At 62.7% G+C, this 13,154-nt stretch carries 8 protein-coding genes; 2 read left to right on the top strand and 6 right to left on the bottom strand.

Features of this window, described 5'->3' with window-relative positions:
* Window positions 1-303: 303 nt before the first annotated feature.
* Window positions 304-1,803 carry a PQQ-dependent sugar dehydrogenase gene (locus VJ464_05775; protein ID HKQ04619.1) on the bottom strand — a complete coding sequence of 500 codons (1,500 nt, stop codon included), beginning with the start codon at window positions 1,801-1,803 and terminating at the stop codon, window positions 304-306.
* 319 nt (window positions 1,804-2,122) lie between these two features.
* A complete protein-coding gene (locus VJ464_05780) occupies window positions 2,123-2,863 on the bottom strand; it encodes a phosphatase PAP2 family protein (GenBank protein HKQ04620.1) in 741 nt (246 codons plus the stop codon).
* A gap of 151 nt (window positions 2,864-3,014) precedes the next feature.
* Between VJ464_05780 and VJ464_05785 the strand changes: the two genes are divergently transcribed.
* Together VJ464_05785 and VJ464_05790 are read left to right on the top strand one after the other, a co-directional pair.
* A complete protein-coding gene (locus tag VJ464_05785; protein ID HKQ04621.1) occupies window positions 3,015-4,853 on the top strand; it encodes a BatA and WFA domain-containing protein in 1,839 nt (612 codons plus the stop codon).
* 93 nt (window positions 4,854-4,946) lie between these two features.
* A complete protein-coding gene (locus VJ464_05790; protein HKQ04622.1) occupies window positions 4,947-7,898 on the top strand; it encodes a VWA domain-containing protein in 2,952 nt (983 codons plus the stop codon).
* Window positions 7,899-7,927: 29 nt separating this feature from the next.
* Here VJ464_05790 and VJ464_05795 read toward each other — a convergent pair whose 3' ends face one another.
* The 4 genes from VJ464_05795 to VJ464_05810 form a co-directional block, all read right to left on the bottom strand.
* Window positions 7,928-9,040: a hypothetical protein gene (locus VJ464_05795; protein HKQ04623.1), complete on the bottom strand. Its 1,113-nt coding sequence runs from the start codon at window positions 9,038-9,040 to the stop codon at window positions 7,928-7,930.
* A gap of 260 nt (window positions 9,041-9,300) precedes the next feature.
* Window positions 9,301-10,551, bottom strand: a complete 1,251-nt coding sequence (locus tag VJ464_05800) for a hypothetical protein (protein HKQ04624.1) — start codon at window positions 10,549-10,551, stop codon at window positions 9,301-9,303.
* Between the two features lie 128 nt (window positions 10,552-10,679).
* Window positions 10,680-11,738 (bottom strand): 3-isopropylmalate dehydrogenase, encoded by a 1,059-nt coding sequence (gene leuB / locus VJ464_05805; GenBank protein ID HKQ04625.1) that lies wholly within the window; start codon window positions 11,736-11,738, stop codon window positions 10,680-10,682.
* Between the two features lie 122 nt (window positions 11,739-11,860).
* On the bottom strand, window positions 11,861-13,033 hold the full coding sequence (locus VJ464_05810; GenBank protein ID HKQ04626.1) for a 2-isopropylmalate synthase: 1,173 nt from the start codon (window positions 13,031-13,033) through the stop codon (window positions 11,861-11,863).
* Between the last annotated feature and the right edge of the window lie 121 nt (window positions 13,034-13,154).

Here is a 13,154-nt window from a genome sequence, read left to right on the forward strand (position 1 = left end):
TTAAGGAATACGGTGATCGGCTTGCTGCGCAAGACAGGCGAGAGCAACATCGCCGCCGCTTGTCGGAAGTATGCGGCGCAACCTCAAGCCGCGCTAGCACTGATTGGCATCAAAACCTGAGAACTGAATGGCCGTGACAAGGGCCATTCAGTTCTCGACATTGATAAAGATGAGATAAACACAGAGACACAGAGGCACGGAGGCACGGAGTCTTCTCTGTGTCCCTCCGTGCCTCTGTGTCTCTGTGTTTGTTTCTCTTCCCTTTTTGCAGAACTCAATGGCCCTGGAGAAAACGACGTGTCGCTATTGCTCGGCGACGACTTGTAGGGTCAGCGCATTCGAGCGCGAGCCGTCGGCGCGCACGACTTCGACGACGAGCGGGCCGGGCGTCGCCAGCATGAAGTTCTTCAGCCGCGCGACGAATACCGGCTGGCCCGCTTCTATCGTGTAATCGGTGGCAAGCTCGGTGCCGTTGACGACGACCGTGGCATTGATTGATGCCGCCACCGGCGTTGACGATGATTCAAAGACGACAATCTCGAACTTCTTGGCGTTGCCGCGCACGCTGATGGGGTCTAGCACTGCGCCGCTCGCCCGCTTGCGCACCACGGCGCTGCTGACCGCAAACGGCAGCGGCGACCCCGACTCGCTGCCCAGGCGATAGATCGTGCCCTCTTGAGCGACGACGTAGACCTCACCGGCCTCGTCTTCGCCGAACGAGGTGATGTGCAACGTGGTGTCTTCGAGCCGCGTTGACCCGCCGCCTTGCAGCAGAAAGATTTCGCCCGTGCAGTAGTCGCCATAAACATAAGCACCTGCGGGCAGGCTGCCGCGCGTGCCGCGATAAACATAGCCGCCGGTGATCGAGCAGCGCCCGCCCGTGTGCGCGTATTCAGCGATGGGCGGCTCGGTCTGCACCGTCGCGCACAGCGCCGGGTCATTGCCCGTGCAGGACGTGCCTTCGATAATCCGCCAGCCATAGTTGCGGCCCCGCCGGACAATGTCTATCTCTTCACGGGCGCTCTGCCCGACGTCTGCGACATACAGCTCACCCGTCGCGCGGTCGAACGAGAAGCGCCACGGATTGCGCAGCCCGTAAGCGTATATCTCGTCGCGCCCGGTGACCGAGCCGAAGAACGGATTATCAATCGGCGAGCTGTACGGCTGGCTGCCATTCGAGCGGTCTACGTCAATGCGCAGAATCTTGCCGAGCAGCTCGTTGAGATTCTGTGCGCGGTTGCCGGGATCATTGCCCGAGCCGCCATCGCCCATGCCGATGTAGAGATAACCGTCCGGGCCGAACTCGACCATGCCGCCGTTGTGATTGGCGAACGGCTGCGGGATGACGAGCAAAGTCTTTTCGACAGGCGTGGCGATGTTGGCATTCGACGACACTTGATACTCGGCGATCACCGTCGCACCGTCGGGCCGCCGCGTGTAGTCAACGAAGAAGCGGCGGTTGGTCGCAAACTGCGGGTGAAAGGCGAGGCCCAACAGTCCCTGCTCGCCGCCCGATAAAACTTTCGCGCTGATGTCGAGAAAGACGGTTGGCGCGGTAGCGCCGGGTTGCAGCACCTTGATTCGCCCCGCCTGCTCGATGACAAACAGGCGGTTGCTGCCGTCGTGGGCATTGGTGATATAGACCGGGCCGGACAGCCCCGACAGCACAGGGACGAGCTGTGCGGTGGCGGCGGGCTCCTGTGAATGAATTGCGGTGGTGGTGCGCGCCGCGGCGCGCTGGACGGCAAAGCAAAGGACGGCGACGAGCATGAAAAGCAGGAAAGCAAACAACACCTTTCTCATAGCTCTCCTTGGCAGATCGCAGGCGATCCCTCAAGCGGTCTTCACTGGGCGTCACACTTTTGCGGGGGAGACAAGCGGGTGAGGTCGTGGCAGCGCGGTCTGCCATCTTCATTGCGCGCTTCCTGGTCGAAGCGTCTGATCGTTTCAAACCGATGCGCCGGGACGCAGATTCTTCCGTCGCTCAAAAATTCTGGCACAGCGAAAGGCAAAAGTAAAAAGTAAAAAGGCAAAAGTGCGGAGCCGGATCAATAGATAGTCTGATGCGATTTCGCCATTGCCCTGTCCTACTTTTTACTTTTGCCTTTTTACTTTTGCCTTTTTACTTTTGCCTTGCTTTCAAGCGGCGGTACAGCTCGATCATCAACGCCAGCCAGAGGCCGCCCGCCAGATAAGCGCCGACGGTATCGCTCGGCCAGTGGGCCCCGAGGTAGACTCGCGACACGCCGATCAGCGCAATCAACAATCCGAAGACCGCACAGCAGACGCGGCGCAGCCAGCCGCGCTTGAGCAGGACATAGCTGAGAAAAAGCAGGAAGCCGAAGTAGGTGACGAAAAATTCGACGTGACCCGATGGGAAGCTGTTGTGCTGGTATTGACGCATCACTTCGATCAGGCTGGCGTCGGGACGCGGGCGCGCGACAATGAGCTTGGTCAGGCCATTCATCCCCGCGCCCAGGCTGACGCCGATCATGCAAAGGACGCCTTCCAATCGAAAGCGTGCCGCGTACAATCCGACGCCCGCGACGAAGACGAGAATCGTCGGCACCAGGCCGCTGCCCAGCCACGACAAGCCGATCATCAACGGCTCGAATCCCGGCAAGCTCACGGCGCGAATCGCGTGATTGACTTTCAAGTCCCAGGCGAAATAAGCATAGGCGCGCGCCAGCACCGCGAGCCCGGCGTAAGCGCAGAGGATGATGCCGAAGACGACTAGCGCCCAGTGCGCCCGTGCGACGGCCCGGCGCGGCGAAACGGTAAGCTCGGTTTCGCCCGGCCCGCGCCCAACCACATCCGGCGCGCCCGGCGCTTCGTTCACGGTTTGCTCAGTTGTGTCGCTCATAGCCAACCTATCAGGCTAATTGTCATCCAAGCGGCGCGGGACGTAAACCTCGAACGGCTCGCGGGCGTATGAACTGTCGCAGCCGCCGGCCAATGCGGCGGCGCGCGATTGCCGCTATAATCGAATGGCTGCAAACGGGTGAAACTTCGTTATGAGATTCTTATCGGCAAGCGCGCTCGGCTGGCTGCTGCTTGGCGCCATCATCATCTTCTTTTACTTGCTCAAGCTGAAGCGCAAGCGGCGCGTCGTGCCGAGCGTCTTTCTGTGGCAGCGGGCGCTTGAAGAGATTGAAGCCAACGCGCCCTTCAAGAAGCTGCGCCGCTCGCTGCTCTTGCTGCTGCAACTCCTGGCGCTGGCCGCCATTGTTTTCGCCCTGGCGCGACCGCTCATCCAGATGCGCTCGCCGGCTTCGGGCAGCACCGTCATCATCATCGATTCGACCGCCAGCATGAGCGCCCGCGACGAAGGCACGCGCTCGCGCCTTGAGCGCGCCAAAGCATTGGCTCGCGACATGGTCGCGGGACTCGGCGGCGGCGACCGCGCCGCGGTGATCGAAAGCTCTTCGCGGGTCACCGTGCGCAGCGGGCTGACCGCGGACCACGCCGCGTTAAACGCCGCCATCAACAACATTCAAGAAACCGACGCCGCCGGCAACCTGACCGACGCCGTGCGGCTCGGCGAACAGATCGCCCGCACCGAACGCGACACCGGCATCGTCATCGTTAGCGACGGCGCAAGCGACCAGCTCGCTTCTGACCTCGGCGCATCGAGAGCAGAGGCGCGCCAGGTCGGGCTGCGCTTCGTGCGCGTTGGCGAGCGCACCGCTAACGTCGGCGTCGTCGCCATGAACTCGCGCCCGACGGCAAACAGCACGCGGCAAGAGCTATTCGCCTCGGTCGCCAACTTCGGTGACCGCGAGCAGACGTTCGGCATCGAGCTGCGCCTTGACGGCAAGCTCGCCGATGCGCGCACCGTGAGCGTCAACGCGCAGAGCCGCGCCGCGCTGGTCTTCGATACGTTGCCGCAAGCGGGCGGCCTTGCCGAATTGCGGCTCAACGTCGAAGACGATCTCGCGGCGGACAACACCGCTTATGCTTTTCTGCCTGACGCGCGCCGCCCGCGCATCGCCGTGATCAGCGACAACCCATTTCTGCTGCAAGCCATCGCCGCCAACGACGCGATTGACGCCCGCAAAGTCGGCACGGATGCGCCGCTCGCTTCGTTCGATTGCGTGGTGACGGACGGCGCGGTTACGGCGGGCGTCGTTGATTCGGGCCGCCCGCTGCTGGCCATCAACCCATCGGATGTCGCGGGCTGGTGGCACACGACCGGCAGCAGTCAGCGCCCGGAGATCACCTCGATTGATCACGGCCATCCGATCAATAGTTATCTCAGCTACGCCGACGTTCACATCGAATCAATGGCACGGCGCGAAGCCGCGGCGTGGCTGCGGCCTGTGGTCTCTGCCGCGAATGACGGCTTGATCCTGGCCGGCGAAGAGCGCTCGCGCCGCGTCGTGCTGATCGGCTTTGACCTGGCGCAGAGCGACCTGCCGCTCAAGGTCGAGTTCCCGATCTTGCTGGCGAATGCCGCCGGATGGCTGGCGGGTCGCGACACGCCGGCCAACGAGCGCACGGTGCGCACAGGCCAGCCGGTGTTGATCCGCACCGCACAGCCGAGCGCGACGATCAATCTGCCGGGCGGCGACGAGCAGACGGTCGCGGCACGCGACGGCACCATCGCCTTTGCCGACACGCTGCGTGCAGGGCTCTATCAGGTCAAAGACGCGCCGCCGTTTGCCGCAAGCCTCTTGAGCGAGTCCGAATCCAACACCGCGCCGCGCGATTCGCTCAAGACCCGCGCGGGAGAGGTGAGCGGCCAGGCCGAGACTTTTAAAACCGAGCGTGAAGCGTGGCGCTGGCTGGCGCTTGCGGCGCTGGCCGTGCTGGCCTTCGAGTGGTGGGTCTATCACCGGAGAATCGCCGCTTGATTGCGGATTGCGGATTGTGGATTGCGGATTATCGAATCGCTTCTAAAGATAATCCCCGTTCCAGATTCCGCAATCCGCAATCCGCAATCCGCAATGAGAATTGAGTTCACCAATCCGTGGGCGCTGGGGCTGCTGGCATTGATTCCGCTGGCGGTCTACTTTGCCCGTCACAGCTTGGCGAATCTGTCGCGGCGGCGCGGCCAGGCCAGCCTCGTCGTGCGTGTCATCATGCTGCTGCTCGCTGTGCTGGCGCTTGCAGGCTTGCGCGTCCGCACCTCTTCACGCGACGTTGCCGTGCTATTCGTCGTGGATGTGTCTGCGAGCGTCGCGCAAGAGTCGCGGGCTTACATACTCGACGCCATCAACAATGAAATCAATCGCGCCGGGCCGCGCGATTATGTCGGCGTCGTCGCCTTCGGGCGCGAGCCGGCGGTCGAGCTGGCGCCAACCCGCAAAGAGACGCTCGGCGACTGGCGTATCAAAGAGATCGCTTCCAGCCCGCCGCGCGATTACACAGACATCGCCGCGGCGTTGCGCCTGGCCGCGGCGCTGGTGCCCGAAGACGCGACGGGCCGTCTGGTGCTGATCTCTGACGGCAATGAAAACCTCGAAAGCGTCACAGACGAAGCGCAACTGCTGCGCGCCGCTGGCACCGAAGTCTTCACCCGCGCGATCAACACCACGAGCGAGCGCAACGAAGCGCGCGGCGAGGTCGCCATCCGCCAGCTCGATGCGCCGCCGTCACTCGCCGAAGGCGAATCCTTTGACTTGAAGGTGACGGTTGACAGCACCCGCGACACGGCGGCGACGTTGCGCATCTTCCGCAACGACTCAGTCGTCTCTGAGCGCGCGGTGCAGCTTCAGGCGGCGGGCGAGAATGTCTTTATCCTGCCGCAGCGCGTCGAGCAGAAGGGCTTCTTCACCTATCGCGCCGAAGTCGAAGCGGCGGGCGCAGACACCTTCCAGCAGAACAACAGCCGCGAAGCGTTCGCTATCGTCGAAGGCAAGCCGAAGACGCTTTACCTCTACGGCGACCCGAAGCCATCGCCGGGCCTGCTGCGCGTGCTTGCCGAAGCCAGCTTCACGGCGGACGTGCGCGCCGCCGCCGACGTGCCGACGACGCTTGCCGGCTTTCAGGATTATGACCTGGTGATCTTCGACAATGTGCCGGCAGCGGTGATGACGCCGGGGCAGATGAAGATGGTGCAGGCTTATGTGCGCGACCTCGGCGGCGGCTTTGTGATGGTCGGCGGCGATCAGAGCTTCGGGCCGGGCGGTTATTACAAGACGCCCGTCGAAGAAACCTTGCCGGTATCGCTAGACGTGCGGCAGAAGAAACATTTCCCGGCGCTGGCTATCGTCCTGGTCATTGACAAGTCCGGCTCGATGCTCGGCAGCAAGATAGAAATGGCTCTGGAAGCCAGTTCGGCGACGGTTGACTTTTTATCCGAGCGCGATTCCGTCGGCGTTGTCGCTTTTGACAGCAGCGCCTACCCGGTCGTCAGCCTCACCAAAGTCGAAGACAAGAAAGCGATCATCGATAAGATCGGCACGATCCAGGCGCTCGGCGGCACGAACATTTATCCCGGCATCAAGATGGCGTACGACTGGCTACAGGCGAGCGACGCGCAGATCAAGCACATCATCGTGATGTCGGACGGCCAGAGCGAGCCGGGCGATTTTCGCGGCATCGCTCGCAGCGTGCGCGATGCGGGGATGACGCTGTCGACCGTGGCGCTCGGCGATGATGCCGACTTTGACACGATGAAGTTTCTGGCGGACGGCGGCGGTGGGCGCTTCTATGCCGCCGACACGCCCGACAAGCTGCCGCGCATCTTCACGCGCGAAGCCTTCCTGGCGTCGAAGTCAACGATCATCGAAGAGCCGTTCGTGCCGCGCTTCGTGCGCGCGACGCAAGCGACCAATGGCATCGATTGGAGCACGGCACCACAGCTCGGCGGCTATGTCGGCACCGCCGAGCGCGACCCGGTGAAATCGCCGGCCATCACCGCCTTGATGTCGGACAAAGACGACCCGGTCTATGCCGTGTGGCAGTATGGGTTGGGCCGCGCGGCGGCCTTCACTTCGGACGCCAAGCCGCGCTGGGCTTCGGGCTGGATGAACTGGCCAGGCTTCGGGCAATTCTGGACGCAGGCGTTCCGCGACGTGCTGCGGCGTCAGGGCTCTGTAGAATTGCAACCGCGCGTCGAAGTCAACGCCGGGCGCGGCCACGTCACGGTTGAAGCGGCGAGCGCCGAGGGCGAATTCAAAAACAACCTGCGACTGAAAGCGCACGTCATCGCGCCCGACTTGACGGCGACCGACGTGACCCTGGAGCAGACGGCGGCGGGCCGTTACGAGGGCGACTTCCCGGCGACCTTGCGCGGCGCCTACCTGGCGAACATCAGCGAGGAAAGCGGCACGACCGCGCCGGTCGCGGGCGCGGTCAATTCCTATTCGCCGGAATTCAGCATTGTCGCGTCGGACACCAACCTATTGACGCAGATCAGCGAAGCGACCGGCGGCGCAAGCTTGCCGGCGCTCACCACGGACGCGGCGCAGGCGGGCGGAGTGAATCTATTCGAGCGGCGCGCGGCCCGCACTATGCCGCACGAGATATGGGAAGCGTTACTGCTCGCGGCTTTGCTGTTGTTACCGATTGATGTAGGAATAAGGCGCGTTGCCCTGTCGCGCGAGCAGATCGAGCGGGCGCGCGCCTGGGTTGCGTCGAAGCTGCGCCGACGTGTGCCGCTCGCCGTGGACGCCGAGGCGGTTGCCTCAATGGCGAGTTTGAAAGAAGCGCGCTCAAGGGTTCGCTTGAGCGACGCGCCTGCCGATGCCGTGACCGCTGCCGCCACGCAATCGCCTCTGGTTATCGAACCCGCGCGACGCAACACGGCAGCGGGCAATGATGCGCAGAGTGATTCGCGGCAAGTGAGCAAAGCCCGACATTCAGCCGACGCGACAAATTCAGCGGCGCCGGCGCAAGAAGGGTCGCCGCTCGCCAGCCGCTTGCTCGACGCCCGCAAGAAGCGGAGGGGTTAATGCACGGCGCGCACAGGCAAGTCGCCGCCTCAGGAGGTCAGTTTCTGAAGCTGTTTGTGGTTGGCGTATAGCGCCTGGCAAAACAGGTTGCGCTCGTATATCTTCGGCAACCCTTTCAAGGTGGCTTGCAGACTGTTCCGCAGCGCGGCGATCTTCTGATCCGCCAGGGCCGCCGTCTCCAACGCATCGTAGGACGCCAGCAGGCTGTAGATCATCATCAAACACAGCCGCGTGTTCGACCCATGACAGCGCAGCTTGCCCTGCTTGGCCGCCGCGCCCGCCGCGGCTTGTCGCAGGGCGGCCTCTTGCATAAAGACCAGCGCCCCACGGTTGAAATCGATCAGGCCGAAATCCGGGCGGCTCGTCGAGTAAGTCGGCGTGAACCGCTTCTCGGCGACCTCCTTGGCGTAATCCTGCAAGGTCTTCGGGCTGCCGCGCAAAAGGCCCAGCATCAGGCTGCGGTCGGCGTCAGACATCTGTGCGAACGGGCCGCCAGGGCTTTTGTAGTAGCTGAGCGGCCCCTGGAATTCGCTCACCGAAGTGATGACATATTTCGAGAGCGATTCGCGATCAATCGGGGTGCAGGCCGGCGAATAGACTTCATTCCTGACCCAGCCGGCGAATAATCGGAACAGGTCAACGAGGCTCTTCGGCGCGCCGCCCAGCAGGAAGATGGCTTTGGCCGTTTGCAGCCCGCCAACCAGGTCCGTCAGTTGTGCCAGGCTAATGTCTCCTGAAAGGTGCACGTGGATGTTCGAAGACCAGCCCAGGGCGGAAAGGTAGATGACCGGGCGCACACTGGCGCGGAACCCTGGGCCAGTCGCCGCCAGCTTCACGCGGGCGTGCAGCGGCCTGCCGACGAAAGGCAGTTGCAGGTTCCAGTAGTCGAGCTTGCCGTTGACGAACCAGAGGTCTTTGTAGCGCATCCAGAATCGGTTGTGAGTCAGCGTGCGCCCGGTCAAGGGCCGGACGGTTAAGTTGGCCGTCTGTACCGCCGCGCCGGCGTCGTACTGGGCACGGTACTGGGCGTCATTCACCAGGAAGCCGAAAGCCGGCTGAACGCAGCCGGGGTTGGCGAGCGCTTTGGGCACGCTGTGCACGTCAAAGGCGAAGAGGTTCACGTCGTGAAAGGTATACGCCATAATCGATTCACCTCGCTCGATGCGCCGCGGGGCGGTTGACGGATCAATGAACCGTCAGGTAGATTGTTGCCGTTCGAGTGGAGACACTCGGGCTGGTGAACGACCGAATCAGGGTTGGCTACAACCCGGGGTTCGTGAAACGCCGAAATTGTTGATAGCAACCGGCTCACCGAATCACACGCAGCGGCGTGACTGGTGTGGCATTAATGAGCCGGTTGAATCAATTACATTGCGGTGCCGGTCCACAAGACCGCCACCGCTCAATTTTTTAGCTCGACCAGCTTGCCCGTGCCTTTGTCCTCGCCGCCGATTGCACTTGTCACTTCGTCGTTTTGGATCGGCAGCGTCGCCCCGCCCGTGGGCATTGAGTTCCCACCGATTACCTGCTGGATCATATTGCGCCCATCCAGGAGAAGCCCTTCCTTGCGGGCGTAGCGGATCATCGGCAGCAACTCGCCGCCGGTCTCGTACTTCTTCAACTTTTGTGTGACACCCGGCCTGGCCGGGTCAAGGGTGATCGCAAACCAGCCGAACAGCCAGGTCGTGTCGCCGGTCTTGACATAAAGCGAGCACTGGTACTCGTCGCCGCTTTTGAACTGTACGGTGGTCAGCGGGCTGTAGCCGGGCTGCCGCTCAACGAGCGCGGCGTAATCTGGCCTGAGCCGCAATAATTTCTCGATCTTGTCATAAGCGGTGTCGCCGACTTTGATCGTCACCGAGGCAATCTGGCGCTGCCGCCACCACGCGTCAAACGCGCCGACGCCGACGCCGAGGAGAAGACCGACCCCCGAAAGCACCAGCAGTTTGACGACGCTGATGCCCGCGCTCACGTCGAAGTAGTCGTTCCAGTGTCGGGCGCGCACGACGCCGAGCGAGGCGACGGCGTAGCTCACCAGCCAGGCGAGCACGATGACCCCGACCGACACCAGGATGCTGTAGATCATCTTATCGCCAAGCGCAAGATCAACGCTCCAGGGCGGCTTCCAGTAAACGCTCAGCACGAGCCAGAAGAAGAGGCCGGGGACGACGTACCCGGCCAGCGTCAGCGGCACTCCGGCCACCGTGTCACTGCCCAGTAGCGTCGCCTTGAGGGGTTTCTCAGCCGTCACGAAGGTGTGCCCGCCTTTGCCGCTCTTTTGCCAGGTGTACTCAAAGGTGAAAAGGATGTTGAAGTCGCCGACCACGACGGTCGAATCGGACCTGACGCACAGGTCGAAGCGCCTGGCTTCGTTGGCGGGCAAGGCACCTAAATCGCGCGGACTCGAAAACGGCGCGCCGGCACAATCGTCGGCATACCATCTCAAGAAGCCGGGGCCGGCGACGTGCAAGCTCAGGGAGGCCAACTGCTGGTCGCCTTCGTTCGCCACCCAGACGTGAATCTCGACCTGGTCATTTTCGCGGATGCTCTGTTTGCTGAAAGATATCTGCACGGACGGCTTCGGCGCAGCCGCCTCCGGCTCCGCGGCCCTGCCGGCGCGCGCGCCGAAGAGCAGCAAGCCGAGTAATGCCATCAGGACCGGAGACGGATGATTGCGGCCTCTCATTGTCTTAAACCCAGGGCTACAGATCTTTGTTAGGGCAATTACTCTATAAGAAATGCAAGAAATGTCAAGGTGCTGATCGGTCGCGCCCGTCCGCTCTAGCCAAGTTGCTCGATGATGCGCTGGCCCATGTCGGTTGTGCTGATGGCCGACTCGCCTGCCGCAGCGAGGTCGCGCGTGCGGTGGCCGGCGGCGAGCGTTCGTTCGACAGCGGCTTCGATTGCGGCGGCCTCCGCGTCGAGGTCGAACGAATAGCGCAGCATCATCGCGGCGGACAGAATCGCGCCCAGCGGGTTAGCGATCCCCTGCCCCGCGATGTCGGGCGCAGACCCATGCACCGGCTCATAAAGTCCGACCGGCCCGCCCGTGCTCGCAGACGCCAGCAGCCCTAATGATCCGACGACCGCGCCCGCTTCGTCCGAGAGAATATCGCCGAACATGTTCTCTGTGAGGATCACGTCGAAGCTCGCCGGCCGGCTGACCAGCGCCATCGCGCACGAGTCCACCAGTTGATGCTCAAGCGTCACGTCCGGGTAATCCTGAGCGACGCGAATCACCGTCTGTCGCCAGAGGCGCGAGACTTCCAGCACGTTCGACTTGTCTACGGAGGTCACCTTGCGCCGCCGCTTGCGCGCCAGGTCGAAGGCGACGCGACTGATGCGCTCGACCTCCGTGGCGCTGTAACGCATGGTGTTGATGACGCTGTCGCCATCATCGCCGCGCGGCTGGCCGAAATAGAGCCCGCCGAGCAGCTCGCGGACGATCAGCATGTCTGTGGCTTCGATCACAACGGCCTTGAGCGGCGAGGCGTCTGCCAGCGCCGCGAACAGTCGCGCCGGGCGCAGGTTGGCATACGCGCCGAGCGCGTTGCGAATCCTCAGCAAGCCGGCTTCGGGCCGCAGGTGCGGCGGGTGATTGTCGAAGTCAGGGTGGCCGACTGCGCCGAGCAACACCGCTTGCGATTGCAAACAGGCCGCGAGCGTCTCGGCGGGCAGCGGGTCATTGAATTCGTTGATGGCGACGCCGCCGATCTTTTCGCTGGTGTAGACGAGCCGGTGGTCGAATTTCCGAGCGACGGCTTCGAGCACGCGCACGGCTTCCGAAGTGACTTCGGGGCCGATGCCGTCGCCGGGAAGAACGGTGATCTTGATCTGCATAGCGTTTGTTTTATCCGTGATGATTGCGCTTCGTCAATCGAAAGCGTGCGCCGAAAATAAAGCGGCCCACATCAGGTGATGTGGGCCTGGCTTTGGATGCGTTAGGGCCGGCAACAGGCAAATTATGCCGCGCTGGCTTCGGCCATCTGCTCGCTGATGATGGCAAGGATGTGATGATCTTCGACCGCCTTGATCTGATCGGCGAGCGCCGTGAAGCGGCGATAGATGCGGTCAAGCTCCTGGCGCGAGAACTGATAACCCAGAGCTTCGCACTTGCGACCGAGCGCGTGCCGGCCCGAATGCTTGCCGAGGACGAGCGTGGTCTCGGGCACGCCGACCGATTTTGGCGTGATGATCTCGTAGGTCAGGCGGTTCTTGATGATGCCATCCTGATGGATGCCGGCTTCGTGCGCGAAGGCGTTGCGCCCGACGATGGCTTTATTCGGCTGAACGGCCACGCCCGTCAGCTCCGTGAGCAACTGGCTGGACGGATAAAGCTCCTCGGTGTGAATCTCTGTGCGGTAAGGCATCACATCGGCGCGCACGCTCAAGGCCATGACGATCTCTTCGAGCGACGCGTTGCCGGCGCGCTCGCCGATGCCATTGATCGTGCATTCGATCTGCCGCACGCCGGCTTCAATGGCGGCGAGCGAGTTGGCGACCGCCAGCCCGAGATCGTTGTGGCAGTGAACCGAAAGCATCGCCCGCTCGATGTTGGGCACGCGGCGGCGAACGGTGGTGATGAAGTTGGCGTACTCACCCGGCGTGATGTAGCCGACCGTGTCCGGCAGGTTGACCGTGACCGCACCGGCTTCGATGACCGCTTCGATGACGGCGCAGAGATAATCCATGTCCGTGCGCGTCGCGTCTTCAGCCGAAAACTCGACATCGTCGCAGTACGAGCGCGCCAGCGCCACCGATTCGCGCGCCTGCCGCAAGGCTTCCTCGCGGCTGATCTTTAGCTTGTACTCCAGGTGAATGTCCGAAGTCGCCAGAAACGTGTGAATGCGCGGGCGGGCGGCTTCGCGCAGCGCTTCCCAGGCGCGCTCGATGTCGGCGCGGGTGGCGCGCGCCAGGCCGGCGATGACCGGGCGGCGAATCTGCCGGGCGATGGCCTTCACCGCTTCGAAGTCGCCATCGGAAGCGATGGGGAAGCCCGCTTCGATGATATCAACGCCGAGGCGGTCGAGCTGCCGTGCCATGCGAATCTTCTCGGGCAGGTTCATGCTGCAACCGGGCGATTGCTCGCCATCTCTCAAAGTCGTGTCAAAGATTTTCACCTGGGGTCGTGTCATTCAGCCTTCTCCTTGATCGTTTGAATGGTGGCCTATCGCGGATATGTTAGGGCCGTGACGGCTCAAAGTCAAAGTTATAATATTTAGAGTTGTGCCCGTTTTCGCTTATGATATAATCAGT

It is taken from the genome of Blastocatellia bacterium, from assembly GCA_035275065.1.
Classification (GTDB): Bacteria; Acidobacteriota; Blastocatellia; order UBA7656; family UBA7656; genus DATENM01.

Excerpts from the sequence above, each read along its gene's own strand:
- VJ464_05775 (HKQ04619.1), bottom strand. The coding sequence starts at position 1,803 with ATGAGAAAGGTGTTGTTTGCTTTCCTGCTTTTCATGCTCGTCGCCGTC.
- VJ464_05780 (HKQ04620.1), bottom strand. The coding sequence starts at position 2,863 with ATGAGCGACACAACTGAGCAAACCGTGAACGAAGCGCCGGGCGCGCCG.
- leuB (HKQ04625.1), bottom strand. The coding sequence starts at position 11,738 with ATGCAGATCAAGATCACCGTTCTTCCCGGCGACGGCATCGGCCCCGAA.
- VJ464_05810 (HKQ04626.1), bottom strand. The coding sequence starts at position 13,033 with ATGACACGACCCCAGGTGAAAATCTTTGACACGACTTTGAGAGATGGC.
- VJ464_05785 (HKQ04621.1), top strand. The coding sequence starts at position 3,015 with ATGAGATTCTTATCGGCAAGCGCGCTCGGCTGGCTGCTGCTTGGCGCC.
- VJ464_05790 (HKQ04622.1), top strand. The coding sequence starts at position 4,947 with ATGAGAATTGAGTTCACCAATCCGTGGGCGCTGGGGCTGCTGGCATTG.
- VJ464_05795 (HKQ04623.1), bottom strand. The coding sequence starts at position 9,040 with ATGGCGTATACCTTTCACGACGTGAACCTCTTCGCCTTTGACGTGCAC.
- VJ464_05800 (HKQ04624.1), bottom strand. The coding sequence starts at position 10,551 with ATGGCATTACTCGGCTTGCTGCTCTTCGGCGCGCGCGCCGGCAGGGCC.